35 protein-coding genes and 1 riboswitch are annotated in these 26,527 nt (G+C 68.1%); of the genes, 10 read left to right on the plus strand and 25 right to left on the minus strand.

From position 1 onward, the window contains the following. Positions 1 to 16 precede the first annotated feature (16 nt). From ABIC16_RS18045 to ABIC16_RS18060, 4 genes are read left to right on the plus strand one after another with little or no spacing between them, the layout of a single operon-like run. Positions 17 to 628 carry a flagellar basal body-associated FliL family protein gene (locus ABIC16_RS18045; RefSeq protein ID WP_354292122.1) on the plus strand — a complete coding sequence of 204 codons (612 nt, stop codon included), beginning with the start codon at positions 17 to 19 and terminating at the stop codon, positions 626 to 628. Further along, complete coding sequence (gene fliM / locus ABIC16_RS18050; RefSeq protein ID WP_354292123.1) at positions 625 to 1,641, plus strand: flagellar motor switch protein FliM; 1,017 nt, start codon at positions 625 to 627, stop codon at positions 1,639 to 1,641. Before ABIC16_RS18045 ends, fliM begins: the two co-directional genes overlap by 4 nt. Next, positions 1,638 to 1,979: a hypothetical protein gene (locus ABIC16_RS18055; protein ID WP_354292124.1), complete on the plus strand. Its 342-nt coding sequence runs from the start codon at positions 1,638 to 1,640 to the stop codon at positions 1,977 to 1,979. The genes fliM and ABIC16_RS18055 overlap by 4 nt, the downstream gene beginning before the upstream one ends. After that, entirely contained in the window at positions 1,976 to 2,479 is a 504-nt protein-coding gene (locus ABIC16_RS18060; RefSeq protein ID WP_354292125.1) for a MotE family protein, read from the plus strand. The genes ABIC16_RS18055 and ABIC16_RS18060 overlap by 4 nt, the downstream gene beginning before the upstream one ends. Here the strand turns inward: ABIC16_RS18060 and ABIC16_RS18065 are convergent. After that, positions 2,463 to 2,876, minus strand: a complete 414-nt coding sequence (locus ABIC16_RS18065; RefSeq protein WP_277968991.1) for a hypothetical protein — start codon at positions 2,874 to 2,876, stop codon at positions 2,463 to 2,465. The two genes, ABIC16_RS18060 and ABIC16_RS18065, sit on opposite strands and share 17 nt — an antisense overlap. 82 nt (positions 2,877 to 2,958) lie before the next feature. On the opposite strand from ABIC16_RS18065, the gene ABIC16_RS18070 reads away from it, so the two are divergent. Beyond that, on the plus strand, positions 2,959 to 3,192 hold the full coding sequence (locus tag ABIC16_RS18070) for a hypothetical protein (RefSeq protein WP_354292126.1): 234 nt from the start codon (positions 2,959 to 2,961) through the stop codon (positions 3,190 to 3,192). Further along, the gene (locus ABIC16_RS18075; RefSeq protein ID WP_354292127.1) at positions 3,189 to 4,940 is read left to right on the plus strand and encodes an endoglucanase; all 1,752 of its coding nucleotides are present in this window, start codon (positions 3,189 to 3,191) and stop codon (positions 4,938 to 4,940) included. Before ABIC16_RS18070 ends, ABIC16_RS18075 begins: the two co-directional genes overlap by 4 nt. Here the strand turns inward: ABIC16_RS18075 and ABIC16_RS18080 are convergent. The 6 genes from ABIC16_RS18080 to flgC form a co-directional block, all read right to left on the minus strand. Continuing rightward, positions 4,930 to 5,499, minus strand: coding sequence for a manganese efflux pump MntP (locus tag ABIC16_RS18080; protein ID WP_354292128.1), 570 nt, complete (start codon positions 5,497 to 5,499; stop codon positions 4,930 to 4,932). The two genes, ABIC16_RS18075 and ABIC16_RS18080, sit on opposite strands and share 11 nt — an antisense overlap. An 81-nt stretch (positions 5,500 to 5,580) precedes the next feature. Next, positions 5,581 to 5,682: riboswitch (yybP-ykoY riboswitch) on the minus strand. Between the two features lie 47 nt (positions 5,683 to 5,729). Beyond that, the gene (flhB, locus tag ABIC16_RS18085) at positions 5,730 to 6,794 is read right to left on the minus strand and encodes a flagellar biosynthesis protein FlhB (RefSeq protein ID WP_354292129.1); all 1,065 of its coding nucleotides are present in this window, start codon (positions 6,792 to 6,794) and stop codon (positions 5,730 to 5,732) included. A gap of 4 nt (positions 6,795 to 6,798) precedes the next feature. Further along, entirely contained in the window at positions 6,799 to 7,557 is a 759-nt protein-coding gene (locus ABIC16_RS18090; protein WP_354292130.1) for a flagellar biosynthetic protein FliR, read from the minus strand. A 4-nt stretch (positions 7,558 to 7,561) separates the two neighbouring features. Beyond that, complete coding sequence (gene fliQ / locus ABIC16_RS18095) at positions 7,562 to 7,825, minus strand: flagellar biosynthesis protein FliQ (protein WP_277968997.1); 264 nt, start codon at positions 7,823 to 7,825, stop codon at positions 7,562 to 7,564. Beyond that, the gene (gene fliE, locus ABIC16_RS18100; RefSeq protein ID WP_354292131.1) at positions 7,825 to 8,151 is read right to left on the minus strand and encodes a flagellar hook-basal body complex protein FliE; all 327 of its coding nucleotides are present in this window, start codon (positions 8,149 to 8,151) and stop codon (positions 7,825 to 7,827) included. The genes fliQ and fliE overlap by 1 nt, the downstream gene beginning before the upstream one ends. Positions 8,152 to 8,344: 193 nt before the next feature. Beyond that, positions 8,345 to 8,752: a flagellar basal body rod protein FlgC gene (flgC, locus tag ABIC16_RS18105; protein ID WP_277968999.1), complete on the minus strand. Its 408-nt coding sequence runs from the start codon at positions 8,750 to 8,752 to the stop codon at positions 8,345 to 8,347. 136 nt (positions 8,753 to 8,888) lie between these two features. On the opposite strand from flgC, the gene ABIC16_RS18110 reads away from it, so the two are divergent. The 3 genes from ABIC16_RS18110 to fliP are packed head-to-tail and all read left to right on the plus strand — an operon-like array spanning position 8,889 to position 10,154. Next, entirely contained in the window at positions 8,889 to 9,128 is a 240-nt protein-coding gene (locus tag ABIC16_RS18110; protein ID WP_277969000.1) for a FliM/FliN family flagellar motor switch protein, read from the plus strand. After that, positions 9,125 to 9,433, plus strand: a complete 309-nt coding sequence (locus ABIC16_RS18115) for a FliO/MopB family protein (RefSeq protein WP_277969001.1) — start codon at positions 9,125 to 9,127, stop codon at positions 9,431 to 9,433. Before ABIC16_RS18110 ends, ABIC16_RS18115 begins: the two co-directional genes overlap by 4 nt. Then, on the plus strand, positions 9,426 to 10,154 hold the full coding sequence (gene fliP, locus ABIC16_RS18120; protein ID WP_277969002.1) for a flagellar type III secretion system pore protein FliP: 729 nt from the start codon (positions 9,426 to 9,428) through the stop codon (positions 10,152 to 10,154). The genes ABIC16_RS18115 and fliP overlap by 8 nt, the downstream gene beginning before the upstream one ends. 9 nt (positions 10,155 to 10,163) lie before the next feature. Here fliP and ABIC16_RS18125 read toward each other — a convergent pair whose 3' ends face one another. From ABIC16_RS18125 to motA, 13 genes are read right to left on the minus strand one after another with little or no spacing between them, the layout of a single operon-like run. Beyond that, positions 10,164 to 10,775, minus strand: coding sequence for a PilZ domain-containing protein (locus ABIC16_RS18125; protein WP_277969003.1), 612 nt, complete (start codon positions 10,773 to 10,775; stop codon positions 10,164 to 10,166). A 19-nt stretch (positions 10,776 to 10,794) separates the two neighbouring features. Then, positions 10,795 to 11,235 carry a hypothetical protein gene (locus ABIC16_RS18130; protein ID WP_354292132.1) on the minus strand — a complete coding sequence of 147 codons (441 nt, stop codon included), beginning with the start codon at positions 11,233 to 11,235 and terminating at the stop codon, positions 10,795 to 10,797. Between the two features lie 2 nt (positions 11,236 to 11,237). Further along, positions 11,238 to 12,095 carry a flagellar motor protein MotB gene (locus tag ABIC16_RS18135; protein WP_354292133.1) on the minus strand — a complete coding sequence of 286 codons (858 nt, stop codon included), beginning with the start codon at positions 12,093 to 12,095 and terminating at the stop codon, positions 11,238 to 11,240. 5 nt (positions 12,096 to 12,100) lie between these two features. Further along, positions 12,101 to 12,421 (minus strand): hypothetical protein, encoded by a 321-nt coding sequence (locus ABIC16_RS18140; protein WP_277969006.1) that lies wholly within the window; start codon positions 12,419 to 12,421, stop codon positions 12,101 to 12,103. An 11-nt stretch (positions 12,422 to 12,432) separates the two neighbouring features. Continuing rightward, a complete protein-coding gene (locus tag ABIC16_RS18145) occupies positions 12,433 to 12,969 on the minus strand; it encodes a chemotaxis protein CheD (RefSeq protein WP_354292134.1) in 537 nt (178 codons plus the stop codon). Next, positions 12,966 to 13,355, minus strand: a complete 390-nt coding sequence (locus tag ABIC16_RS18150; protein ID WP_277969008.1) for a response regulator — start codon at positions 13,353 to 13,355, stop codon at positions 12,966 to 12,968. Before ABIC16_RS18150 ends, ABIC16_RS18145 begins: the two co-directional genes overlap by 4 nt. After that, complete coding sequence (locus ABIC16_RS18155; protein WP_277969040.1) at positions 13,356 to 14,396, minus strand: protein-glutamate methylesterase/protein-glutamine glutaminase; 1,041 nt, start codon at positions 14,394 to 14,396, stop codon at positions 13,356 to 13,358. Further along, positions 14,396 to 15,274 (minus strand): CheR family methyltransferase, encoded by an 879-nt coding sequence (locus tag ABIC16_RS18160; protein WP_502958329.1) that lies wholly within the window; start codon positions 15,272 to 15,274, stop codon positions 14,396 to 14,398. The genes ABIC16_RS18155 and ABIC16_RS18160 overlap by 1 nt, the downstream gene beginning before the upstream one ends. Next, the gene (locus ABIC16_RS18165) at positions 15,271 to 15,846 is read right to left on the minus strand and encodes a chemotaxis protein CheW (RefSeq protein WP_277969009.1); all 576 of its coding nucleotides are present in this window, start codon (positions 15,844 to 15,846) and stop codon (positions 15,271 to 15,273) included. Before ABIC16_RS18165 ends, ABIC16_RS18160 begins: the two co-directional genes overlap by 4 nt. Beyond that, the gene (locus ABIC16_RS18170; RefSeq protein WP_354292135.1) at positions 15,843 to 18,020 is read right to left on the minus strand and encodes a chemotaxis protein CheA; all 2,178 of its coding nucleotides are present in this window, start codon (positions 18,018 to 18,020) and stop codon (positions 15,843 to 15,845) included. Before ABIC16_RS18170 ends, ABIC16_RS18165 begins: the two co-directional genes overlap by 4 nt. Next, the gene (locus ABIC16_RS18175; RefSeq protein WP_277969011.1) at positions 18,017 to 18,382 is read right to left on the minus strand and encodes a response regulator; all 366 of its coding nucleotides are present in this window, start codon (positions 18,380 to 18,382) and stop codon (positions 18,017 to 18,019) included. The genes ABIC16_RS18170 and ABIC16_RS18175 overlap by 4 nt, the downstream gene beginning before the upstream one ends. Beyond that, positions 18,379 to 18,708 carry an STAS domain-containing protein gene (locus tag ABIC16_RS18180; protein ID WP_277969012.1) on the minus strand — a complete coding sequence of 110 codons (330 nt, stop codon included), beginning with the start codon at positions 18,706 to 18,708 and terminating at the stop codon, positions 18,379 to 18,381. Before ABIC16_RS18180 ends, ABIC16_RS18175 begins: the two co-directional genes overlap by 4 nt. Beyond that, positions 18,683 to 19,567 carry a flagellar motor stator protein MotA gene (motA, locus tag ABIC16_RS18185; protein WP_277969013.1) on the minus strand — a complete coding sequence of 295 codons (885 nt, stop codon included), beginning with the start codon at positions 19,565 to 19,567 and terminating at the stop codon, positions 18,683 to 18,685. Before motA ends, ABIC16_RS18180 begins: the two co-directional genes overlap by 26 nt. Before the next feature lie 171 nt (positions 19,568 to 19,738). On the opposite strand from motA, the gene ABIC16_RS18190 reads away from it, so the two are divergent. Then, on the plus strand, positions 19,739 to 20,098 hold the full coding sequence (locus tag ABIC16_RS18190; RefSeq protein WP_354292136.1) for a flagellar biosynthesis regulator FlaF: 360 nt from the start codon (positions 19,739 to 19,741) through the stop codon (positions 20,096 to 20,098). Between the two features lie 15 nt (positions 20,099 to 20,113). On the opposite strand, the gene ABIC16_RS18195 is transcribed toward ABIC16_RS18190, so the two are convergent. From ABIC16_RS18195 to ABIC16_RS18215, 5 genes are all read right to left on the minus strand, one after another. Further along, a complete protein-coding gene (locus ABIC16_RS18195) occupies positions 20,114 to 20,731 on the minus strand; it encodes a response regulator transcription factor (protein WP_354292137.1) in 618 nt (205 codons plus the stop codon). Then, positions 20,728 to 23,337 carry a PAS domain-containing sensor histidine kinase gene (locus tag ABIC16_RS18200; protein WP_354292138.1) on the minus strand — a complete coding sequence of 870 codons (2,610 nt, stop codon included), beginning with the start codon at positions 23,335 to 23,337 and terminating at the stop codon, positions 20,728 to 20,730. Before ABIC16_RS18200 ends, ABIC16_RS18195 begins: the two co-directional genes overlap by 4 nt. A gap of 215 nt (positions 23,338 to 23,552) precedes the next feature. After that, positions 23,553 to 24,668: a helix-turn-helix domain-containing protein gene (locus ABIC16_RS18205; RefSeq protein WP_354292139.1), complete on the minus strand. Its 1,116-nt coding sequence runs from the start codon at positions 24,666 to 24,668 to the stop codon at positions 23,553 to 23,555. Between the two features lie 114 nt (positions 24,669 to 24,782). Then, on the minus strand, positions 24,783 to 25,301 hold the full coding sequence (locus tag ABIC16_RS18210; protein WP_277969018.1) for a hypothetical protein: 519 nt from the start codon (positions 25,299 to 25,301) through the stop codon (positions 24,783 to 24,785). A gap of 11 nt (positions 25,302 to 25,312) precedes the next feature. After that, complete coding sequence (locus tag ABIC16_RS18215; RefSeq protein WP_354292140.1) at positions 25,313 to 26,380, minus strand: sigma-70 family RNA polymerase sigma factor; 1,068 nt, start codon at positions 26,378 to 26,380, stop codon at positions 25,313 to 25,315. Between the last annotated feature and the right edge of the window lie 147 nt (positions 26,381 to 26,527).

Below are 26,527 nucleotides of genomic sequence, written 5' to 3' on the forward strand. Positions count from 1 at the left end.
CACAGGGGACGCATTCATGAGCAAACCGGAGCCAGCGACCAAGGCCGGGGACGACGCGGCAAGTGCCATCGTCGAAGGGGGACCCGACGCCCCCGCACCCGCCGCGGGGAAGCGCAAGAAGCTGATCCTGTTCGGCGCGATCGGCGCGGTGCTGCTGCTCGGCGGCGGGGGCGGCGCGTGGATGGTCTTGGGCAGCAGCGCCAAACCCGCGACTGAGGCAAATGCCGAAGGCGGCCACGAAGCCCCGGCCAAGGCCGAGCATGGAGGCGGCGCGGAAGGCGGCGCGGAAGGCGGCGGGGACCATGGTGGCGGCGAGAAAGAGGGCGAGGCGTTCGTCGACGTGCCCGCGATGGTCGTCAACCTGCGCAGCGCCGACGGATCGGCGCGCTTCCTCAAGGTCCATTTCGCATTGGTCCCGGGCGACGGCATGACCGCCGAACAGATCACCGCCAAACTGCCGCTGCTGCTCGATGCCTATCAGCCGTTCCTGCGCGAGCTGCGCCCCGACGATCTCGCCGGGTCGGCGGCGGTGTTCCGCGTGAAGGAGGAGATGGTCGTACGCGCGCACCAGACGCTGGGTGACGGCGCGGTCAAGGACGTGTTGCTTCAGGACCTGATCCAGCAATGAGCATCGAACTCGAAGATTTTGACCTGCCCGAGCCGCCCGTCGCGCTGTTCGACGGCGACGCGACGCTGGGGCAGGCGGACATCGATGCGCTGTTCGGCGACATGGGCACGCCGATCGACCCCAAGCAGGGGCTGCGCGCGGTCATCGAATCCGACGTCATCAGCCACGAACGCCTGCCGATGCTGGAGGTGGTGTTCGACCGGATGGTGCGGATCTTCGCGACGTCGATGCGCAACCTTACCTCGGACGCGATCGACGTCAGCCTGGAAGAGGTCAATTCGATCCGCTTCGGCGACTTCCTCAACCATGTCGCGCTGCCCGCGATGATCGGCGTGTTCCGGATCGAGGAATGGGAGAATTACGGGCTGGTCACGGTGGATTCGGGGCTGATCTATTCGGTGGTCGATGCGCTGCTCGGTGGCCGGCGCGGCGGCGCGACGGTGCTGATCGACGGGCGCGGGTTCACCACGATCGAAACCGATCTGGTCGCGCGGATGCTGCGCACGGTGCTGGCGGACATGAGCAGCGCGCTCGCGCCGATCATCGCCAACACGATGGCGCTGGAGCGGATCGAGACCAGCCCACGCTTCGCGACGATCGCGGGATCGACCAACATCTGCGCGGTCGCGACCTTCCGCGTCGACATGGACGACCGCGGCGGACGGTTCAGTATCCTGCTCCCCTACGCCACGATCGAGCCGGTCAAGCATCTGCTCGGCCAGCGCTTCATGGGTGAAAAGCTCGGGCGTGACGGGATCTGGGAGCCGCATATGGCGGACGAGGTCCGCAAGACCAAGGTGAGCGTCGACGTCGTGCTGGGCGAGCGGATGCTCCCACTCGAGACCGTCCGCGATTTCGCGGTCGGCCAGACGATCCCGCTCCACCGCGGGCCGGATGATCCGCTCGACGTGCAATGCGGCGGCGTCACGCTCGGCCGCGCGCAAATCGGGCAGCGCTCCAACAACATCGCGGTCCGGATGATGACCGACATAGCCAGGGGATCACGACCATGAGCTTCGCAACGATCGCCAACCTGCTGACGATGGCGCTGTGCATCGCGGTGCTGGTGCAGAGCCAGCGGGTCAAGCGCGCGCTCGATACGATCCGGCACGGTGATTTGGGACAAGTGGTGACGGCGCTCGACCAGTCGACCGTCCAGGCGCGGATCGTCCTGTCGGAACTGAAGGGCACGCTGGCGGTCGGCAGCGGGCAAGCCGCCGCCGCCGCCGATGCGCGCGGGGTGCTCGACGAATTGCGCGTGATGATCGACATCGCCGACGCCAGCGCCGAGCGGCTGGTCGCCGCTGCCTCCGCCAACCGTGCGGTCGACCTGTCGGAGGACGCGCTGTGACGATCCGGATTCCGTTGCTGTCGCTTACCACCGCGATGGCGGGGATCGCCGCGATTGGCAATGCGGTCGCCGCCGCGACGCCAGCGACCCCCGACAGTCGCCTCGGCCTGTCGGTCCAGCAGGATCTGGCGACGCGCGACCGGCAGGCGGCGAGCCGCCAGCAAGCGCTCGACCTGCGCGAACAGGCGGTGCGCGCGAGCGCCGCGCGGATCAAGGCGGAGCTGGAAGCGAGCCGCGCCGCGGCAACCCCGGCGGGGCCGGCGACCGCGCAGGACGCCGCCCCGGACAGTTATACCGATCTCGCGAGCATCTATCAGGCGATGAAACCCGCCAAGGCGGCGGTCGTGTTCGAACAGCTCGATCTCGACGTGCAATTGAAGGTCGCGCGCAAGATGCGCGAGCGCTCGACGGGGATGATGCTCGCGGCGATGACCCCCAAGGGCGCGGCGCGGCTGACGATGGCGCTCGCGCGGGCGCCGCGCGCTACTGGCGCGCGCTGACGTCGAGGATCAGCACCTTGCGGACGTGCGGGTCGACCGTCCGCGCCGCATCGGTCAGCGTGCGCGACAGCAACGCCGCGTCGATCGGCGCGAACGCGGACACATGCAGCCGCGCGAATTCGAGCCCCGCCGACAAGACCGCATCGCGAAACACCGGCGCGCGCGCCGCCGCGCCCGCGCCGTGCGCCGGATCGGCATAATCGAGCGCGGCCTGGACGCGCAGCGTTCCGGCGAAGCGCCCGCCATCGAGGATCGGCACACGCAGATCCGCGACCGGGACGACCGACGCCGCCCCGCCGCCTTCGTTGGCGGAGGCGGGGGCGGACGCGAGGCCCGACACGGACGCCAGCGCCAGCAACGGTGCCGCCACTGCGAGGATAAGACGATGTCGGCGCATGGCGGAGTCTCCCCGGGCGCGCCAACCGCGGCGGGGCCCTGGCGTCTATAGTAGAGGCTCCGGACACCAGGCGGATTTCGCGATGAGCCACGATCAGAAACCGGCGCGCGTTCGCGTCGTCACCGACCCTCGGGCACGCGCTGCTAGCGCAGACGGCGGCGACGGTGCCGCGTCTGCGGTTGCTGGCGTTGGTGCGGGGTCGGGGGGCGATGCACCTGCCGCAACCGGAGGCGCACGCGGGATGCTTGTGCTTGGCGGTCTGTTCGTCGTTGCTGCCGGGGTCGGCGGCGCGTGTGCGGCGGTGTTCCTGCCATGATAAAAGCGCGCTTTTCGCTGCTCGCGGCGGCGCTCGCGTTGACGGGGGCCGCACCGCTCCCCGCGCCCGATCCGGCGACGCCGACTGCCGTGCCGCAGCGGACACTGGCGTTTGCCGCGATCCTTGCGGAAAGCCCGCTCCCGGCGCGGGACGGGCGGTGGTCGAGCCTTTCCGATTCCGCCGCCTGGCACGCGATCGCGCGGGCGACGCCGCAGACGCGCCAGCCCGCGCGCTGGGCGCTGGCGCAAAGTCTGATCGCGCGCGCGCGGATGGCGGACGCGACGGGCGTGCTCGACACGATGCGCGCGGACGACTCCGCGCTGGCGCTGACCGCGGCGTGGCAGCTTGCCCACGGCGTCACGCTCACCGCGCTGGATCGCCCGGCAGAGGCGCTCCGCGCGCTCGATACGCCGCTGCTCGATACGCATCCCGAAGCGTGTGCGTGGCGCGTGCGCGCCGCGGTTGCGATTCAGGACATTGCGGGTGCCACGCGTGCGATGCAGTGCGCGCTCCCCGCGATTACCGGGCGACCGCGCGCGGCGCAGCGCCCGTTCCTGCTTGCCTGCGCGGACGTCGCGCTGGCGAGCGGGCACCCGGGCGACGTCGCGCGGATGCTCGTCGCGCTCGGCGATTCCGACCCCGCCGCCAACCTGCGCCGTGCGCACGCCGCGCGCGCGCTCGGCGACCGCGCAGGCACGCGGCTGCTGCTCCAACGCGTCGAGATTGGCGGGACGCCCGCCGAGCGCGCCGAAGCCACGGTCGCGCTGATCGAGGATCGCTTTGCGACGGGCGACCTCGATCCCACGGCGGCGGACCGGGCGCTTGCCAAGGTTGCGTTCTGGCGCGGCGGTGCGGTCGAGCGGCAAGCGCTGTCGCTCCGCTGGCGGATCGCGGACGCGCGCCACGATCCGCGCGCCGCGCTCGCGGCGGGGGCAACGCTGTTCCGCTATTTCGATCTCGGCGACCAGACCGCCCCGACACTGCTACGCCTGCAAAAGACCTTGAGCGAAACGATCGACACCGCGGCGGAGGACCGGATCGGCGTCGCGGCGGGGGTGTTCTGGGATTACCGTGATCTCCTGCCCGGTGGCGGCGAGGGCGAGACGATCGCCGCGCGGCTCGCCGATCGGCTGGCGCACGCGGGGCTCTATGCGCGCGCGGCGGATCTGTTGCGGTTCCTGCTCGATCGCAGACCCGCCGATGCGGCGACCGGCCCGCTGTCGATTCGGGTCGCCGAACTCGACCTGCTTGCCGACGCGCCCGAACGGTCGTTGCGGACGCTCCGCGCGGGGCAGGCGATCGCCTTCCCGGACGACATCCGCGCGCGTCGCCGCACGATCGAAGCCGCCGCGCTGTACCGGCTGGGCAAGGTGCCCGAGGCGTTGGCGCTGCTCGACGGGGCGCCGGGGAGCGCCGCGTTGCGCAACGACATCCTGTGGCAGAAGCGCGACTGGGCGGGGTTCGCCGCCGGCAACGCCGCCGCGCTGCCCGCGTCGCGTCCGCTCAACGCGGCGGACCAGACGGCGGTGCTACGCCAGGCGGTTGCGTTGTCGCGAACCGGGAATCGCGCCGCGCTGGCCGGGCTGCGGACGCGCTACGGGGCGGGTTTCGCCGGGTTGCCGTCGCACGATGCGTTCGACTTCCTGACCGCGCCCGCCGCGACGCTCGATCCCGCCAAGGCGGACAAGGCGTTCGCCAAGCTCGCCTCGCTCGATGCGCCGCTGCCGCTGGCCGAGCTCATGCGCTGAGGTGCTGGTACAGGATCGACCCGCCGATCACGACCAGCACGACCCCGCCGAGAATCCCCGCATAGCGCCCGAGATACGGGCCGACGTGCCGCCCGAGCAGCATGCCGGTAGTGGCGAGCACCGTCGTGATCCCGCCGATGACGAGACATGCGACCCACAGGTTGACGTCCATCAGCGCGAGCGAAATCCCAACCGCGGCGGCATCGATGCTCGTCGCGATCGCGGTGACCGCGAGCCGCCAGAAGCCGAGGGCACCGGTCGTCTCGAGCGCAGGAGCATCGACCTGGCCGAGCGCCTCGCGGATCATGTACGCGCCGACCGCGAACAACAGGCCGAACGCGACCCAGTGATCGTAATCCGCGATCCAGTCGTTGAGGAGAAACCCTAGAAAATAGCCGATCGCGGGGGTCAGCGCTTCGAAGAAGCCGAACACCGCGCCGACGCGCATCGCGTCCCACCAGCGGCTCTTCTGTTCGGACGCGCCCTTGCCGAGCGCCGCTGCAAACGCGTCGACGGACAAGCTCGCGCCGAGCGCGCCGAGCGTCAGAATTCCAGGCATTGATGATCCTTTGGGGCCAGGTACCAGATGACTCGCGGACCCCGGGCCACGGAACGGGGGAGCGCGGTCATTGGTCTTGCCGGGCAAACGCGCGGTTTGCTGCCATCGCCATGCCCCGGACGGGACAAGCATGTTGACGATGGCCCCGCGATCGCGCGGGTGGCTACTCCCCAAGAGCGAAGGCCGCGAGATAAGCGATCACTGTGATCGGATCAACCCGGTGTTGGGCTTCACCCCCGTTCGCGCGCGAGCCGCAGGACGTAGCCGATCACTTCGGCTACGGCGGCATAATGTTCGAGCGGGATCGGGCGGTCGATCTCCGCGCTGGCGTGCAGCGCGCGCGCGAGCGGGCGGTTTTCGACCAGCGGCACGCCTGCCGCAGTCGCGACTTCGCGGATCCTGAGCGCGACCGCATCGGTACCCTTGGCGACGACGATCGGCGCGGAGCCCTTGCCGTGATCATAGCGCAACGCGACCGCGAAATGCGTCGGGTTGGTAATGACGACGCTCGCGGTCGGCACCGCCGCCATCATCCGCCGCCGCGCGCGCTGCATCCCGATCGCGCGGATCTTCGCCTTGATCTTGGGGTCGCCTTCCTGCTGCTTGTGCTCGTCCTTGATCTCCTGGAGCGACATCCGCATCTTCGCCATCCAGCTGCGCCGCTGCCAGACGAAGTCGAATAGCGCGATCGCGCCGACGAGGATCGCGACCGAGCGGATCAGTTGCGCGACGATCCCGCCCGCAAGCGTCCCGATCGCCACTGGATCGAGACCGACCATCGCCGCGAACCCTGGTACGAACGGCCGCAGTGCAACGAACGCGATCGTGCCGACCCCGATCAGCTTGGCGAGCGTCTTGGCGAATTCGACCAGCGCGCGCGGGCCGAGCAGCCGCTTCGCCCCCGCGATCGGCGACAGCTTCGACCATTTGGGCGCGATCCGCGACCACACCAGCATCGGGCGCGCCTGCACCACCCCGCCTATCAGCGCACAGCCGATCAGGCACGCGAACAGCGGCAGCAGCGCGGCAAAGGTCGCGCCGAACAAGGCGGTCAGCAGCGCGTGCGCGCCATCGGGCGCGAGCGGGACCGCCTCGGCATTGCCCCACAGATGCGCGAGACCCGTGCCGAGCCGCGCGAAGGCGATCGTGCCGACGCTGCCGGTTGCGATCAGCATCGCGACGAAGCCGAAGGCGTGACGCAGCTCGGGCGCCTGCGCGACGTCGCCCTTCTTGCGCGCGTCCTCGAGCCGTTTCTCGGTCGGGTCGTGCGTCTTCTGGTCCTTGTCACCGGCCATGCGATCAGCCCCAGATGCGCTGCATCGACTGCCCCATCGCGGCGGCAAAAGCGGTCAGCGTCGCCCCCGCGGTGCTCGCGGCGATGCCGAGCCCGAGCAGCAGGTTGAGTGGTTGGGCGATGAAGAACAACTGGATGCTCGGCGCCACCCGCACCGCGAGCCCGAGGGCTACGTTGAACACGATCCCGTAGACGATCAGCGGCGCCGCGAGCGACACCCCGAGCGTCATCGTGTCGCCCGCGACCCGCACCGCAAGCTGCGCGAGATCGGCGGCGGGGAGTACCGTGCCGACGGGAAACGCGGTGTAGGATCGGATCAGCCCGCCGATCCACAGATGATGCACCCCGCTCGCCAGGCACACCACCGCCGCCGCAACCGCGAGGAAGCGCGACAGTTCGGGCGCGCTGCTGCTTTGCGCAGGGTCGAAGATGACCGCAGAGGACAGCCCGACCTGCAGGCTGATGATCGACCCGGCGATCGAGATCGCGAGGAACATCAGCCGGATCATCAGCCCGAGCGCGAGACCGGTGCCGAGTTCCGCGGCGATCGTTCCCGCGAGCGCGGCATCGCTGCGCCCGGCCAGCGGCAGCACTGCGGGTGACAACAACCCCCACAGGCCGAGCGTCATCCCGCCCGCCGCGAGCAACCGCACGCGCGGCGGGATCGCGTCTTCTGAAAACACCGGGAGCAGCATCAGCACCGCGCCGACTCGCGCGAACAGGATCAGGAAGGCGGTCGCCTGGAGCGGGAACTGGTCGAGCATGCGCTCAGCCGTGCGCAACGTGGTCGGCGATGATGCGCATGAAATCGCTGAGCGCCGCGCCGATCATCGGTAGCGACAGGAGCAACATCGCCCCCATCGCGATGAGCTTTGGCACGAACGTCAGCGTCTGTTCCTGGATCTGCGTCAACGCCTGCAACAGCCCGATCGCGAGCCCGACGACAAGCGCCGCGCCGAGCATCGGACCGGCGACGGTGAGGATCAGCACCAGTGCGGCGCGCGTGATCTCGATCGCGGCAGCGGCGTCCATCAGATCTGCATCCGCATGATGTCGCTATACGCGCCGACGACACGGTCGCGCACCGCGACCATCGTGTCGAGCGCGCTTTCAGCCGCGCCGATCGCGGTGACGACGTTGATCAGGTCGCCCTTCCCCGCGATCTGCTTGGCGGATGCGGTTTCGGCGGCGCGCAAGCCCTGCCCGGCATCGCCGACGAGGTGCGAGACCAATGCGCCAAACCCGCCGCCCGCGTCGGGTTGCTCGACGCCGGCGAACGGCGGCGCGGCGTTTCCGAACGGTGTTACGCCGGCAGCGCGGCCGTAGGCGTTTGCGGCATCGAGAGCCCCGATCGACATGGGTTACGGTCCTTGTTTGAGCGTTAGTGTTGCGTCGTTTTTTGGGCACCCACCCCACCGCACCCCGCCGTCATGCCGAACTTGTTTCGGCATCCACCGGGCAGCGCATCCGACGTCACGTCGGGCAAGACCACGGTGGATGCTGAAACACGTTCAGCATGACGAAGTGTAGGGGTGGGCGCTGCGGCACCCTTCATTTCAGCAGATCGATCGTGCGCATGGTCATGCCGCGCGCGGCCTCGATCGCGTTGAGATTGGCTTCGTAGGAGCGTTGCGCCGCCTTCATGTCGGCCATTTCGACCAGACCGTTGACGTTGGGCGTCAGCACATAGCCGCGCGCGTCCGCGGCCGGATTGCCCGGCTGATAGACGCGCTGGAATTCGGACTTGTCGGTCGCCACGCTACCGACCTTGACGGTCGTCGCGCCGCTCGCGCGGTCGACCTCCGCCTTGAAGGTCGGGACCCGGCGGCGATAGGGCGCGCCGCCCGGCGTGGTCGCGACCGAACTCTGGTTGGCGAGGTTCTCGGCGATGATCCGCATCCGCAGCGATTGCGCGCGCAGACCCGATGCCGAAACCGATACCGTGCTGTCCTGCCCCATGTGCGTTCCCGATCCAGACCGCGGGAGGCAGGCAAGGATTGCCGCCCCCGAGACCCTTATAGGCAAGATTTTCCGGGTCGGGTCCGGGTCGCCCCGATTTCGCTTCTATAAGTCTGGGCGAAAGGGGGACTGCTGCATGTCCATTCTCGAATCCGTGCCGGTCGAGGTCTCGATCGTCCTCGGCTCGGTCCGTTTGCCGATCCGCCAGGTGCTCAAGATGAGCCGCGGCGCGACGATCGCATTCGATTGCGGGCATGACGATCCCTCGCGCATTTACGCAAATGGCACGCTGGTCGCCAAGGGGCGGATCCAGGTGACCGGCGAGCGCATGGCGATCGAAGTGACCGAAGTCGTCGCGCGCGGGGTTCAGGCGTGACGCTGCTCCCGCTGCTCCGGATGATGGGCGCGCTCGCCCTGGTGCTGGGCGGGCTGGCGGGGGCGCTGTGGGCGGTGCGGCGGTTCGACCTGCGCTTGCCGGGACGGATCGGTGCCGCCCCGCGCCGCGAACGCCGGCTCGAACTGGTCGAGCGGATCACCGTCGATCCCCGGCGGAGCCTGGTGCTGGTGCGCCGCGACGGGCGCGAGCATCTCCTGCTGATCGCGCCCGAGGGGCATCTTGCGATCGAGGCGTTCGACGCGGTGCATTTCGGCGCGCTGGTGACGGAGGCGACGCATGCGTAAGCGCGCGTTGCTCGCCATGGTCGTGCCGCTGGTGCTGCTGCCGACCGATGCGCTCGCGCAGGCGACGCTGTCGCTCGGCGGCGGCGGATCGATGAGCGGCAAGACGATCGGGCTGGTCGCGATGCTGACCGTGCTGAGCCTTGCGCCCGGCATTCTGATGACGATCACGTCGTTTACGCGGATCGTCGTCGCGCTGTCGCTGCTGCGGACGGGCCTTGGTGCGCAGGGGGTGCCACCCAACCCGGTGATCATCAGCCTGGCGCTGTTCCTGTCGCTGTTCGTGATGACTCCCACGTTCGAGAGCGCGTGGCAGGCGGGGGTAAAGCCCTATACCGAAGGCAAGACGACCGAGGCGGTCGCGTTCGCGGCGACCGCCGCGCCGTTCCGCACCTTCATGCTTAGCCAGGTGCGCGATGACGATGTCGCATTGTTCAACGGCCTGTCGCGCACGCCCGCGGCGAAACGTGCCGACGTGCCGCTGGCGACGCTGGTGCCCGCATTCATGATTTCCGAGCTACGCCGCGCGTTCGAGATCGGCTTCCTGTTGCTGTTGCCGTTTCTCGTCATCGACCTCGCGGTGTCGGCGGTGCTGATGGCGATGGGGATGATGATGCTCCCGCCCGCGACGGTCGCCTTGCCGTGCAAGATCATCTTCTTCGTGCTGGTCGATGGCTGGGCGTTGGTCGCGGGGTCGCTGGTACGGAGCTTTGCGACGGGGTGAAGCCAGCGCTTACCCCCGCGCGGAAAAGCGCGTGGCGGTGTCCTGCGACCAAGCGGACAGCGTGGCGAACGGGATCGGCTCGGGAAAAAACAGCCCGACCGCATCTGGCTTCGACCAGCGCACCACCGCCGGAATCTGGCCTAGGCCCGCGGCTTCCAGCCGCACGCTGGTGTCGCGCGGAAGATCCCCCACGCCGCCGATACAGGCGCCGCGCTGGCCGATGTCGTGGAGCCGTGCGGACAAGACACGGCCCGTCACGCGCAGGATCGCGGGACAATCCGCGCTGAGCCGCGGGCTGCGTTGGCGCAATTGCCCCGGTGCGGAATGCCCGAGCAGCATCTCGCTTTCGACCTGTTCGGCAAAGGCGATCCCCGCCGCATTCCCGGCGACCCACGCTACGGTTCCCGCCACCAGGGTGGTGCCGCGCAATTCCACCGAAATCGCATCTCCGACCGCGATCGGCGCGCGGATCTCGATCTTCGCGCCGCCCCGCGACAGGTTGCGGATCCGGCACACCGTGTCGCCATGCGGCGTGACGACGCGACCCAGCAGCAAGGTCGTGACGAGCCGGTCGTCGCGTGCCTTGCGGCGATCGTTCGCCATCGTTTGCGGATCGTTCATCCCACGTCCTCGTGACTCATCATGCAGGAACGGCCTGCGTCACCGCTACACGCCGCACTACACCGCGGCCAAAAGCTTCGGTCGCCGCATCCAACGTCACGCGGCGAAACACATCGATATTGGGTAGCGCGCCGTCCCGCCCCGCCGCAAGCGGAATACGATAGGTCCGCATGTTGATTGCATGTTGCAGATACGGCAACTGCGCGGTGACGCGCGCGGCCTCTTCGCTCGGCACCTCGAGCTGTTCCTCGAACGCGACATAGCCCGACAGGCGACCGTCGGGCAGCACCAGCGGCGCGGTCATGCGCGGGAGCGGGACCAGCGTGGTCTCCACCTTCGCCGGTTTGCTGGGCCCAGCGGCGGCGGGCGGCCCGAGGACCTGGCGCACGCCGAACCCGCTCGCGCCGCCGACGCCCGCGCCGAGCAGCAGGATGAGGAGTGGAAGCAGGATCTTGCCCATCGTCAGAACTTGAAGCTCGCGTCGCTCGGCAAGGCGGGTTTCTCGCCCTTGACGACGATCGTGATCCGGCGGTTCTCGGGGCGGTCGGGCTGGTCGGGATAGACCGGCTCGGTCGCCGCCATCGCGACGACGCCCGCGATCCGGTCCGGCGTCAGCCCGCTCGCGAGCAGCACCGCGCGCGCGGCGAGGGCGCGTTCGCCCGACAGACGCCAGTTCGCTTCGCTTTGCCCGCCCGCGCCGTCGGTATGACCTTCGATCGTCAGCCGCGCGCCACCCTTGGCGAGCTTGGTCGCGATCGTCGCCATGCGGCCGGCCGCAAAGGCGTTCAGCTTTGCGGTACCGCCCTGGAACATCGGGCGGTTGGCGGTATCCATCAGCGTGATCCGCAGGGTTTCACCGTCGGCCTCGACCTTGCTCGCGCTGGTCGTTTCGCCCGGCGGCAGCGTATCGAGCGCGACGCGCAATTCCTGCGCGAGCACGCGCAGCGATGCGTCGGGGACCGTCGCGGTGCCGCCGCGTGCGACGCCCGCGCTTTGCGCGTCCATCGCGGGAACACCGCTTCGCTTGGCCGCATCCGCGTCCATCTTGCGCGCATAGCCGCCATTGCCCGGGCGTTCGCCCGGATTTTCCCCGAACCCCGAAGCGGCCGTGACCGGCGGCGAGGGCGTGAAATATTCGGCGAGCCCCTTCAGCCGTTGCTTGTCGGGATTGCTGATCAGCCACAACAGCATGAAGAACGCCATCATCGCGGTCACGAAATCGGCATAGGCGACCTTCCACGCGCCACCGTGGTGGCCGCCGCCGGACTTCTTGATCTTGCGGATGACGATCGGGCGCGCATTGGGTGCGGCGCTGGCCATATCGGTCAGCCTTCGCGCAGCGCGGCGTGCAACCGCTGATGCACGCAACCGAGCCGGACCGGCGCGATCGCGGCATGGATGTCGCTACCCGCGGCGAGCCGCTCGAGCACCGCTGCGGTTTCGTCGGTCGACTGGACGATCATGTCGAACGCCTGGAGCTGCTCCAGGAAATGCTCGACGAAATAGGTATCGCCGACCAGCGCCTCGGCCAGTGCCTCGACACGGTTGCGGACACGCCGCAATTCATCCGCGATCGCGGTGTGCAGCGTCGCCATCACGGCAGCGTCGGCGCAGGGTTCGGCGGGAGCGGTGGCGGAGAGGGTCATCGGCCTTACCATCAAAAGAGTTCGATTTCGCCACACCCAGCCGGTATGCGGGGCGTGATCGGCGGCGGCAGCGGGCGGTCGGCGACGGTCTTGCACCGCACCTTCCCGTCATAGGGACGGAATTCGACCTTGCGCGCCAGCGTCCCGCCGGTGTCGCTCTGACCGACGGTGATGCCTTCGGTCGTGAGGAAGCGCTTGGCGAAGGCGGCATTGGCGGACCCGATTCCGCCGAGCCCCGCGATGATGTTGGCCCCGCCGTACAGATTGGCGCGCAGCCGGCTGCGCTCCGCCCCCGCCTTCATCATCGCGTTGATCAGCAATTCCATCGCATGGACCCCGTAGCGCTGCAGGTCGACGTCGCGCAGTTGCTGGTCGGCCTGAGGCTCCCCCAGCAGGAAGTGGTTCATCCCGCCGATCCGCGCCTCGGCATCGTGCAGACAGACCGCGATGCACGACCCCAGCAATGTCGAGATGATCGCATCGGGTTCCCGTACGACAGCATGCTCGCCCTGGATGATCGGAATACGGCGCGCGGCCAGTGCGCTCATGTCAGCGCACCGAAGACGCGCTCGATCTTTTCCTTCAGCGCGGCGGGCGCGAATGGCTTGACCAGATAGTTGTTGACCCCGAGCGCCGCCGCCTTCTGCACGATCTCGCGATCGGAAGATCCGGTGAGCATGATGAACACCGTCTTGGCGAGCACCTCGTCGGTGCGGATCGCGCGCAACAGGTCGATCCCGTCCATGTCGGGCATGTTGTAATCGGAAATGACGAGGTGGACGCGGTCCGTGCGGATCGCGGCGAAGGCTTCGCTGGCGGACCCCTTGTCGCGGATGTCCTTAAAGCCGAAATCCTGGAGCGCACGCCGAATCATCGCGCGCATGCTCGCCTGATCGTCGACCACCATGACCTTGATTGCTGACGCGGCAGGCATTTATCGCTCCCTATGCTGCCCGTCGCGGCAGGCGGCGAGAATCGCGCCGGCCATTTGCGACAGACTGACTTCCTGATCGACCGCGCCGGTTTCCAGCGCAACTCGTGGCATTCCCCAGACCACGCAGCACCCGCGCGTCTGGCCGAAGGTCCGCGCCCCGGCCTGGCGCATCGCGAGCAAGCCGCGTGCGCCATCGTCCCCCATTCCCGTCAGGATCGCGCCGACCGCCTTGGCACCGAGCGGTGCGACCGAACGGAACAGCAGGTCGACCGACGGACGGTGTCCGTTGACCCGGTCCTCGGGGATCAGCCGGACCTTGCCCGAAAGACCGCCGTCGAGAACCATGTGATGCGTCCCCCCCGGTGCAATATAGACGGTTCCCGGCAAGACCGGCGCGCCGTCCTGCGCTTCGCGCACGGTCACCGCGCAATCCCGGTTGAGCCGGTCCGCGAAATTGGCGGTGAAGGCCGCGGGCATGTGCTGGACGACCAGCACGGGCGGGCAATCCGCCGGAAATTGCGGCAGGATATGGAACAGCGCTTCCACCCCGCCAGTCGATGCACCGATCGCGATGAGGCTCGGGCGGAACCCAGTGCGCGCGGTGCCCGTCGCGGCGCGCCGCTGGACGTGGGTGCGCCGCGCGCGCGACGCGGCGGCGTCGCGCACCGTCTGGCACAGCAAGGCGGCATCCGCTTGCCACCCCGCCGGGCCGCCGGTCGGCTTGGCGACGCAATCGACCGCGCCCAGCCGCAGGGCCTCGATCGTCGTCGCGGCGCCCGTCGCGGTCAGCGACGAGACCATCACGACCGGCATCGGGCGCAACCGCATGATCCGTTCGAGAAACGACAGCCCGTCCATGCCGGGCATCTCGACATCGAGCGTGATGACATCGGGGTTGAGATCGCGGATCAACGTCCGCGCGGCATGCGGCTCAGGTGCCGTACCGACGACCTCGATCAACGGGTCGGACGACAGGATCCGCGTCAGCGCCGCGCGCATCGCTGCGCTATCGTCGACGATCAGGACGCGTGTGCGCACCATTATGCCGCTCCCTTGGGTTGATAGATGGTTTGGCCGCACGCGCGCATCCGCTCCGCCGCGCTGCCGATCAGCCGTTCGGAATGGCCGATGTACAGGAAGCCGTCGGGCGCGAGCAGGTCGACGAGCCGCGCCTCCAGCTCGGCCTTCGCGGTATCGTCGAAATAGATCATGACGTTGCGACAGAAGATCGCGTCATATTGCTGGCGCATCGGCCAGGGTTCGAACAGGTTGAGCACGCGCGCGGTGATGAGCCGACGCGCCGTGTCGCTGACGCGGAAGCCCCCGTCGTCCGGAACGAGCCAGGCCTTGCGATACGCCGCCGGGATCGGTTCGACCGTCGTGTCGGAATACCAGCCGCGACTGGCCGCGGCGACCACGGGCGGCGAGATGTCAGTCGCGAGCAACCGTACGTCCCGGCCCTGCATCCAGCGCGCTTCACTCGGGGAGTCGCCGAGCAGCGTCATCGCGATCGAATGGACTTCCTCGCCGCTCGAGCAGCCCGCCGACCAGATCCGCACCGGACGATTCGCTGCCCGTGCGCGCAAGCGCGGGAGCACGGTTTCGCGAAAATGCTCGAAGTGATGGTTCTCGCGGAAGAAGTGCGTGTGGTTGGTGGTGAGCGCGGTCACCATCCGCCGCCGCTCCTCCGGATCGCGCTCGATCAGCGCGACATAGGCCTGGAAACTGTCGAGCTTGTTCTCGCGCACGCGTCGCGCGAGCCGCGAGTGCACCAGCGATTTCTTGGCGATCGGCAAATGGATCCGCGCATCGCTCTGCATGATCCGCGCCAGCGCGGTGAACTCGGCATCGCCGAGGACCGGGAGCCCGTCGGTCGTGCCCACCTCGATCGGCGCGGCGGCAAGGCCCGAAAAGCTCACGCCGCGAGATCCAGGCCGCCCGGGACCGACGCAGGGGTGGCGGCGGCGGCGTCGTGCAGGCCATGCGCGCCGATCGCCGATGCGGCCGTGGCGGCGGTGCTGGTCACGGTCAGCGCGTCCAAATCGAGCATCAGCACCATGCTCGACGCGGCGGCATCGCCGTCGCCCTCGCTGCCGCGCGTGGTGATCTGCACCAGACCGGCGATCACGTTGGTATCCTGGATCTCGACGTCGGGCGCGGGCTGAATCGCGTCTTCCTTGATCGCGACGATGTCGTTGACCTCGTCGACCAGGAACCCGGCCTGCTTGCCCGCGATGCTGACGACCAGCACACACGAGCGACTGTGGATTTCGCTCGGCGTCCAGCCGAGGCGTTCGGCCAGCCCGACGATCGGCACGACCGTGCCGCGCAGGTTGGTCACGCCAAGGATGTAGCTCGCCACGCTCGGCAGCGGAGTGGGCGGCGCCCATTCGCGGATCTCGATCAGCGAGCGCATGTCGATACCGAAGGTTTGTTGGCCAAGTGCGAACGTCACCATTTTCAGTTCGCCGGCATTTTCCGTCATGCTCATGCGGCAAGTCCTCGTGTCAGGGTGCGGGAAAGGGGAGCGACGAGCGCGTCGACGTCGAGGATCAACGCGATCGAGCCGTCGCCCAGGATCGTGGCTCCGCCCAGTCCGCGGATCGGGTGGAGGTTCTGTTCCAAGCTCTTGATCACCACCTCGCGGCGGTCGTCGATGGTGTCGACGATCAGGCCGACCTTCCCGGCGGTCTCGCTCTCGACGATGATGACGAGCGATTCCTCGGGCGGCAGCGGGTTCGGGTCGGGCAGGCCGAAGGTCTGGATCAGGCGACGCACGGGCAGATAGGTGCCGCGCACTTCGATCACTTCGCTCCCCGGCGTGGTCGATCGGACCTGGCCCGGTTCGGGGCGGATCGCCTCGACGACATGCGCGAGCGGGAGGACGAAGCGCTGCCCCGCCAACCGCACGACCATCCCGTCCAGGATCGCGAGCGTCAGCGGCAGGACGAGCGTGAAGACCGTGCCACGCCCCGGCGTGGAGCTGATGTCGACGCGCCCGCCGAGCGCCTCGACGTTCGAGCGCACCACGTCCATCCCGACGCCGCGCCCCGAAATGTTCGACACGGTCGTCGCGGTCGAGAAGCCGGGCGCGCAGATCAGCTGGTCGATCTCTTCGTCCGACAGCACCGCATCGGCGCCGATCAAGCCCTTCTCGATCGCCTTGGCGCGAACGCGGGCGCGGTCGATCCCGCGGCCGTCATCGGCGACGGTGACGATGATCCGCGCGCCCTTCTGCGCAGCCGACAGCCGGATCGTGCCTTGCGCGGGTTTGCCGGCGCGCAGCCGCTCGTCGGGGGATTCGATCCCGTGATCGACCGCGTTGCGGATCAGGTGAGTCAGCGGATCGCCGATCTTCTCGATCACGCCCTTGTCGACTTCGGTCGTCTCGCCCTGCGTCTCGAACACAACTTGCTTGCCGGTCTCGGCGGTCAGGTCGCGCAGCATCCGTGGCACGCGATTGAACGCCTGGCGGATCGGCTGTGCGCGGAGCGACATCACCGTGTCCTGGATTTCGCGTGTCAGCCGGGCCTGTTCGGGGAGTTCGACGCGCTGCTGGTCCGCCGGCGACAGCCGGTCCGACAGGATCGACCCGCGGATGACGAGTTCGCCGACGAGATTGAGCAGCATGTCGAGCTTGTGCAGATCGACGCGGATCGTCTGCGAGGCGGTGTCCGCCGTGCGCGGATCCTGTTTTGCCGGCGCGTCGGCTGCAGTGGTTGCCGCCGTGGTGGTCGCGGCGGCGAAGATCGCGGGCGATGCCGCCTCGACGCGGTGGAGCAGATCGTGGATTGCGCCGGGTTCGCGCAGCGGCGCATCCGGTTCCACCGGCGCGGGCGGCAGCGGTTCGCCGTTCGTCCGCGTGACTTCGACGATCGAATCGGGCGCGACGAAGTCGAAACAGTCGCCGATCTGGTCCTCGCCGACATCGCCGGGCAGGCTGATCGTCCAGCGCAGATAGGCGTTCTCGGGGTCGAGGTCGCGGAGCGGCGGCAGCGCGCTCGTATCGACGCCGACGACCTGCGCGCCCATCCCCTCGAGTTCGCGGATCACCAGGATCGGCTCGGCGCCATTGGCCATCGCGTCGCGCGACGGCGCGAAGAGGATCGTCCATTCGGGATCGACCGGCATCGCGGGTGCGGCATCCGACCCGCCAAGATCCTCGATCGCGACCGTCACCGGCTCGAACCCGAACGGATCGATCTCCTCGGACACGGGGGCTTCGACCACGATCGGCACTTGGACCGGCGCGGGCGCCTCGACCACAGCGGGGGCGGCATCCTGTCCCGCGAGCACCGCTTCCAGCGCGGCGAGTGAGGCGGCGTCGTCGGGCAAGCCCATCGTGCCCTGCGCAGCCGCAACGTGATCCGACACCTTGTCGAACGCGCCGAGCATCACGGTGATCACGCTTTGCGTCGGGGCGATCCGCCCGGCGCGGATCTCATCGAGGACGTTCTCGAACCGATGCGCGAACGCGGTCAGCGCGGCATGGCCGAACGCCCCTGCCCCGCCCTTGATCGAATGGACCGCGCGGAACACGCTGGCGATCGTCTTGGGGCTGGTGTCGCCCCCCTGCATCGCCGCCAGTCCCTGTTCGGCGGCCAGCAATCCTTCGGCGCATTCCTCGAAGAAGATCGCCTGGATTTCATCGAGTTCGTCGCTCATGGGCACACCCGGCGGATCGCCGCTCCCAGTTTGGCCGCCTCGAACGGCTTGGTGATCCACCCGGTCGCGCCCGCCGAGCGCGCGCGCGCCTTCTTCTCGTCCGAGAATTCGGTCGACAGCACCAGGATCGGCGTCCCGCGGAACTGCGGCAGCGCCCGCACCGCCTCGATCAGCTCGAAGCCGTCCATCTCGGGCATGTTGATGTCGGTGATGAGCAGGTCCGGCTGCACCTCGTGCATCCGGGCGAGCCCGTGGACCCCGTCATTGGCGGATTCGATGCTGAAGCCCTGCGCGGTCAGCGAGGTTTTCAACAGCATCCGCATGCTGGCGGAATCGTCGACGGTCAGGATCAATTTGCTCACGATTGAACGTCCTCCTCGGCGGTGGTCGCCAGGGTGTGATTGAGACCGAGCGCCGCTATGCGCGCGGTGAAGGCGGGGCTGGGATGGATGATGGCGAAGGCGTGGCCGGAAGCCTCCGCGTCGATCCGCGCGGCGATCAGCAGCTGGAGCACCGCCTGCCCGACGCTTTCCACGCCGCTGGCATCCACGATGATCCGGTCGCCCAGATTGGCGGCGAGGACGAGCCGGACCTTGAGGTCCTCGGCGGTGACGGTGGTGCCGTGCGCGGGCAGGTGGACGGTATCCACCGCGCTGCCGGACTCAGGCTGGTTGAGCATTAAGGTCATTTTTTGCCTCGTCGAGTGCGGTCTCGAGTTGCTGGAACGTCGGCGCATGGTCCGACGGGGTGGCGCGGCGCGCGATCTCGATCGCGACCTGGGTCGGCATGCCCTGTGCGTGCGCGACGATGGCGGTCTTGGCGATGACGAACGGCTTGCCGTCCGCCTCGATTACCTGGAGCAGCTTCGACGCGAGCGGCCCGACCAGGCAGTAAGCGAGCAGCACGCCGAGAAAGGTGCCCACCAGCGCCCCGCCGATCATCGCGCCAAGCACTTCGACCGGCTTGTCGATCGACCCCATCGTCTTGATCACGCCGAGCACCGCGGCGACGATGCCGATCGCGGGCAAACCATCCGCCATCGCCTGGAGCGCGTGCTGCGGACCGAGCTCGTGATGGTGGTGCGCCTCGATGTCATTCTCCATCGCTTCGGCAAGCTGATGCGGATCCTCGAAATTCACCGTCATCATCCGCAGATAATCGCAGATGAACTCGATCAGGTGATGGTCCTTGAGCAGCCGTGGGAAGCGGTTGAACAGGCGGCTTTCCGCCGGCGTGTCGAGATGCGGTTCGATTGCGGTCGCGCCCCCCTTCTTGAAGGTGACGAGCAGCCCGAACAGCAAGGTCAGCAGATCGCGGTAATCCTGGTCCTTCCAGCGGCTGCCCTTGAACGACCGGAGCAGTCCCCCGCCCGCCTGCTTCACCACGCCGAACGGGTTGGACACGACGAACGCGCCGATCGCGGCACCCGCGATCGCCATCATCTCATGCGGCAGCGCATGCAGGATGATCTCCATCTTGCCGCCGCTCATCAGGAAGCTCCCGAAGACGCAGGCCAGAATGATCACGAACCCTACGCCATTGAGCATGTGCGGTGCCTCTCCCCCTCCCGACCGGCGACAGCGCGGTCTGGCAGATTATAGAGTGCGGTCGGGGTTGGCGGTTGCGGGCGAGGCGTTTTCGCAGCGATGCCGCCGACGCGACCGGGCGAGCCCGCGTCCGCCTAGAATAGAGGGCAAAATCCAGCTGCAGGAGCGTTCATGTCGGTCGAAGCCTATCGTCGCGCGCGTACGATTGTCGAAAGTCCCCGCGCCACGGAGCGCCGCCTGATCGGGCAGATGGTGGGGGACATGATCGCGGCGCGCGAACAGGGTCTGGCCGGGGCGCGGCTGATGCCGGTGCTCCACCGTAACCGCGAGATGTGGAACACCTTCGCCGCCGCGTGCGGCGCGCCGGGGAACGCCTTGCCCGACAGTTTACGCGCGGGGATCATCTCGATCGCCTTGTGGGTCGACCGCTTTACCAGCGACGTCGTCGCGGGGCGCGAGCCAATCGACCCGCTGATCGGCGTCAACCGCGCGATCCTCGACGGCCTCGCCGCGGAAGCGCTCGCTGCCTGAGCGTGCGTCCAGGGGTCAGGCGGGCGTCACCAGTCCCGCCGCGAACGCAAGGCGCAACGCCTCGGACAGGCTGCCGACGTCGAGCTTCTCCATCATGTTGGCGCGGTAGATCTCGACCGTGCGCGGCGACAGGTCGAGATCGTGCGCGATCACCTTGTTCGCGCGGCCCTCGATCAACCCGAGCAACACCTCGCGTTCGCGCGGGGACAACGTCGCGACTCGGTTGCGCGCGTCCTCGACCCGGGCGTTGCGTGCGCAATCATCCTCGAACCGGCAGAAGGCCGCGTCGATGACGTCGATCAACTGGTCGGGATCGTACGGTTTCTCGAGGAAATCGAGCGCGCCCGCCTTCATCGCCTGGACCGCGATGGCGACATCGCCGCGCCCCGTGAGCATGATCGTCGCAAACGCGTCGGGTTTCGACTGGAGCGCCCGCAACACATCGAGTCCGGTCGCGCCGGGCATGTGGAAATCGAGCAGCAAGACGCCGCGATCGGTTGCGTCGATCGCCCCGAGGAACGCATCGCCCGACGAATAGCCGCGTACGATCAATCCCGGAATCTGCTGGAGCAACGTCTGGAGCGAAAGCCGCACCGGATCGTCGTCATCCACGACATATACGCTTCGCATCATAGCTGTTCGCCCCCCGGCTCGATGATGACACGCGGGACGGTAAAGCGAAACGCCGCTCCTCCCACGGCCAGATTTTCAGCATGCAGGCTGCCGCCGTGCGCCTCGACGATGCGACGACAGATCGACAGGCCGATGCCCATGCCCGCTTCCCCCTTGGTCGACGTGAACGGCATGTAGAGTTGCGACAGGACTGCCTCGTCAATCCCCGGGCCGCTGTCCGAAACCGCGATTTCGATCCATTCGGCATCCAGTGCGCGCGTCGCTACCCTGATCCGTCGCTCGTCCTTTGGCATGGTGTACAACGCATCGAGGCTGTTGCGCAGCAGATTTACCAGGATCTGTTGAATCTGGATGCGATCGGCGAGCATATACGTCGCTTCCGGTGCAAGATCGTAGGAAATCGTCACGTCGAGCCGGTCGTAGCCGACCAGCACCAGCGCGCTCGCCTCGCGGATCGTGGGTTCGACCGGCTCGACCCGCGAGTCGGTTTCGTGCCGCGCGGCGAAGTCGCGCATCCGGCGGATGATTTCACCCGCGCGCAGCGATTGTTCGCCCGCTGCGGTAATCTGTTCGAGCAGGATCGACGCGTCGTCCCGGCGCTGGGCGATCCCGCGACGGGCAGCCGCGAGGTAATTGGCGATCGCAGTCAGCGGCTGATTGATTTCGTGCGCGAGGCCGGCCGCGAGTTCGCCCATCGCGTTCAGCCGCCCGGCATGGCTCAGCTCGCTGCGCAGCGCATTGAGCCGCTCTTCGGTTTCGAGCCGTTCGGAAATGTCGCGAACGAACCCGGTGAACACCCGCACGTCCGCGTAGCGGGCTTCCCCGACGCGCAATTCGATCGGCACTTCCTGCCCGTCCGCGCGCCGGGCGGTGAGGAAGCGCGTCCGGTCGAGGACTCGCTTTACGCCGGTTTCGAGGTAGCGAACGAGATAGCCGTCGTGTTGCGCGCCGTGATGGTCGGGCATCAGCATCGCGACGTTCGCGCCGACCACTTGCCGCGCGGCATAGCCGAACAACCGCTCGGCGGCAGGGCTGAAGGTCAGGATGACACCCTTCTCGTCGATCACGATCATCGCGTCGGGAACCGTTTCGAGCACGGAGCGCAATTGCGCCTCGCGTGCGGCGAGCTGCGTTTCGTTGGCGACGCGGTCAGTGACGTCGATATTGACGCCGATCGCGCGTTCCGGGCGGCCCGCCTCGTCGTAGAAACATCGCGACGATCCCTCGATCACGCGGACTTCGCCGTCCGGGCGTCGCATGCGATAGGTGAAGGAGAACCGATCCGCTTTCGCCCAGATCGCCGCCGCCATGCGCCGCTCGATGGTCACGCGGTCTTCGGGAAAGACGTCCGTCGCCCAACTCGCATAGTCCCGAATCGTGCCGGCGGGGATCCCCAGCAGCGTCTCGGTATTCCCGACCCAATGGATCGCGTTGCTGTGCGCGTCCCATTCGAACACCCCGATCGAATGGGCCTGCGCCGCGAGCAACAAGCGCGTCTCGCTGTCGCCCAGCGCGCGTTCGGCGGCGGCGCGTGCGGTGATGTCGCTCATCGACAGGACCGTCCGCGCGGCGTTGCCTTCAACGCTGCGCGCTTGTTCGAGCACGCGGACTTCGTGACCGTCGCGGTGGCGTTCGATCAATTCGACCCCGCCGCTTTTCGGATGCGTCCCGAAGGCGGGGGGCGGCATACCCTCCGGCGTGTGGGCGTGGAGTAGCGCGTGCTTGTTCTGGCCGACCGCCAGCGCAGCGGGCCAGCCGTACAGCTCCTCGCATCCGCGCGACCAGTGAACGATCGTCCCGCCACGATCGACCATCACGATCGGACCGCCGTCCAGCGCGCGCGCAAATTCGCGCGTTGCGATGCGTTCGGTGACGAGCCCGGTCACCAGCCACCAGATGACCGAGCCGAGGATGATCGTCTCCAGCGGAACGACCGCCATCAACTGGATCAGGTCGGGCGGCAGCGGAAGGATCATCCCTTGCACCACGACGATCAGCGCGGGCGTAACGAAAATGAACGGCAGCACGTAATGGAGATTGCGCCAACCACTCCGTTCCTGCTGCGCCAACGCGACGAGCGCACCGTCGCACGCCTCCACCAGGATGGCGGCTGCCAGAACCAGCGCGGTGATCGCAACCGGCAGCGCGACGGCGAGGCCGGTCGTGGGCTGTACCGCCCCTGGGGTCGCTTGCACTCCGGCGGTGTCGAGCGTCACGCTCGTCGCCAGCATGGCGATACTCGCCGCCAGCGCGGCGGTAAGCGCGGCGACCCGCATCAGGTCGAGCCGCCGCAACCGCAGCAACGCAACGCTCATCACCAGCAGGACGAGGATCGCCGGCGTGATCCCGCTGTGCACCCCCTCGGTCGAAACGAAGGGGTGGTCGAACACGCACAACGCCGCGATCAGCGTGGCTGCCAGCAACAACGTCGCGATCAGCCACCCAGGCGCGGGTCGCAGGGTCGCGGTAAAGGCGAGGCAAACGAGCAGCAGGCCAGCGACGTCCTCGGGATGCGCCGGCAAGGCGACGAAGCCATAATCGAGCAAGCGCGGAAGATCGAGCGACCAACCGAGCAGACCAACCGTCGTACTGACACCGCAAACCAACAGGCTTGCGATGACGCTGGAACGCCGAACGGTGTTTGTTGCAGGACGCGCAACCGCAGAGTTGGGCACTGTCCTCCCGTTCGGCCAAGCATTAGGTAAATACCACAATAAGCGACGACTACCGATGAAAGGCAATAGTCGTTGAAGGGGCGATGCCAGACAGCGGTTGACGAACCGTTACAGGTGCATAGCCGCACTCCGACGATCCCGTCCGTTCAGGAGAAATGGGCACTCACGATTGCGCCGAGATGTTCGCTGGGACGGTCCTGGAGCGCGATTTCGATCGCGGGTGCCGTACTGTATCCAAACATGCGACCGTCACGGTCCACCGTGACTGCCACGATTCGATACGTCGCCAGCGTCGCGGCGGGATCGGCATCGGGGGTATACGACACCGCCGCCACGTCGCCTTCGCGCACGACCGCAAGCCCACCCGCGGTCGGATAGCGATCGGGATCGACCACCACGATCGCATTTCCCGGCAACCCGCCTCCTAACGTGGGACGGCCGAGCCGCAGGCCGAACGCCCGTGGCCCCGAAGCGCTGGTGTCCGCGATCGTGATTCCGGTCGGCGCGCGCGCGACGAGCCCGTCCCCGAACGGCGCGCCGAACACCGACAGCCGCCGCGCGACCGCCGCACCGACGACCATAGGATTGGCGCCATCCGCACCGAGGCCGACGATTTCGGCGCGGAGCGCCAGCGTCCGCTCGCGCATACGCTGGGTTCGCACGGTCGGATTCTGCATCGTCGCGACCGTCGCGTGCAACGACCCATCGGCGGACAGGCGATCCAGCCGTGCGCGCAGGCTTGCTTCGTCGGTGACGTCGAGCAGCGCGAAGATCGCCGCCCGGGTCGCCGCGTTCCAGCGTGCGAACGGCCGCTGCGCGTTCTCGATGCGCGACAAGGTGACCGGGGCGATCCCGTACCGCCGCTCGATCGCGGCGATCGTCAGCGATCGGTCCGCCTGCCGTCGCAGCCGGATCGCCGCAGCCAGCGACAGCGCGAAGACTTCCTCCGGAAGATCGGGCGCGCGCCGATCGGCAAAGGGCGCAGCCCAGCGTTCGATCGAGAAATGCGCCGCCTCCACATCCAGCAGCAAGTCCTCCGGTCGAGTCCCCAGCGCATCCGCGATCTTGGCAAGTTCGTGCGCGCGGGGGACGACTTCGCCACGCTCGATCTTCGACAGGCGGATATATGGAATCTCGGCGACGCGTCCCGCGAAGGGCAACAGTCGCGCAAAGCCCGCGCGCTGTCGCGCTTCGCGCACGCGGTTGGGGAACACCACCGTGCGTAATGGGTCTACCGACAGGGTCGGTTTTACGGACGGCATCTTTTCAGCTTCCGTCAATCGGGTGAACCTTCAACAGCGAGTTTGCCGCGCGGGCATACCCAATCCGGACCATAGGACTTCGGGGGAAGACGGTAAATCCTCCATTCCTCCGGTTTAGTGGGGCGCCCGCAGTGCCGGGCGCGGTGCCTGGAGGAGCGCGAGACCACCGTCCGGCGCGAAGCGTTTCAATGCGATCAACCCGCGCGGATCGGCAAGCCGCCGCGCGATCCAGCCGGACCGCGCGGGACACGGATCTTCGGGTGCGATCGCGACTCCCGTTCCGTCGCTCAGCATGCCAATCCGCGCGGGCCGGATCGGTTCGGGCCAGCGCACCGACAGAAGCTCGCTCAGGACCGTCGCGGCGCGGAGGATATGCCGATCGTGGCGGCGTGCCGGATCGAGCCGGATATCCCGTTCGCGTACGCTCCGATCCCAGCACCGCAGTCGCATCGACCCCGTCGCAGGGTCGCGGAAGGTTGCGATCAGCACCGGATCCGCTTCTGGATTGATCGTCTGGAACAGCGGCTGGATCGCGAGACAGAAGTTGGCCGCGACCCGGTCGAGCATCGCATCGCTCTGCGGCAGGGAGACATATGCCGACGTGGGCCAGGGATCGCGCACCTCACGACGCACGACGCGCTCCATCACTGCAACCGGTTGCTGGAGGCAACGGCGATGCCGTGCCGTGGAAATTCACCGCGCATCGCCTCCAGCGTACGCTCGATCGGGTCGCTACCCTCGATCGCGTCGACCGCTGCGGGATCGAGTACGATGACGCGAGCCAGCGCGTTGTGCGGCGCGCGTGCGTCCGGCAGGATCGACGTTTCGGCGGCGCCATGGTCGGTCTTGCGGCGGCGCGGCTGCAGCTTGCGGCGATCCGCGAACCCGGCGAAGCGGGGGTCGGTCGTGGCGATCTCGGCGACCACCCGTGCGGCGCGCTTGGCGACCTGGCGCATCCGTTCGCGCTCGATCGGGCATGTCTCGGCGTCGTCTGCGGAGGCCGGATCGTCGTTCAGGCGCCGTTCGACCATTGCGCGCTGGTTGGCGATCCGCGTCTCCAGCTCCGCCAGGTCGGCGGGATCGGGTGTCGACGGCTTGGCCCGGAACCGCGGCAGCGACGGCGTGTCGGCATGGACCGACCGCACCGAGCGCGCCTTGCGCTTGAGTTGCTCGACCCCGACCTCGCGCAGCTGCGCGACATAGGCATCGATCAGCGCGGTCCGCAGCTCGTCCGCCATCATGCCCTCGACCCCCGCCTCGGTCCGGCCCAGCGCGCCCTCGTCCTCGATCATCGCCTCGAGCGAGGTCGGCTCGCCATCCGGACCGATCGTTGCGGCATGGAGCGATACGGTGGTCGCCTCGACGCGCCGGGCAGACTGGCGCTGGTCGGTCATCAGGCGAAACCGCAGGCTCTGCAATTCGCCGCGGAGCTGCCAGTTGACGAAGGTGGTGAACTGCGCGCGGGTCGGGTCATAGGCTTCGATCGCGCGGTGCACGCCAATCGCGCAGCACTGTTCGGCATCGTCCCAATGATTGCTCAGTCCATATTGGCGGATGAAATGCCGGATGCGCGGCGCGATGATCTTGAGCACCGCCGCAAACGCACGGTCGGCGAGGATCCGCTGGCGCATCGTCGGCGCGGCGCTGTCGACAGGGCGGTTGGCAATGACCTCGGCGACGGCGTGTTCGAGCGCGATGGTGGTTCTGGACATGGGGCTCCCCAGGGGCATTCGGGAGCGGCACCGTTGCTGTTCCCGTTGCCCCGACCATGCCGTCGGGCGTTAAACGGGGTCATAAGTGCGACATACGTAGTTTCCCGGTTCACCGTCCGGGATTTTTTCACAAGTGACGGAAAACGT

Origin of the sequence: Sphingomonas sp. PvP055, from assembly GCF_040546365.1 — a bacterium.
GTDB classification, from domain to species: domain Bacteria; phylum Pseudomonadota; class Alphaproteobacteria; order Sphingomonadales; family Sphingomonadaceae; genus Sphingomonas; species Sphingomonas echinoides_A.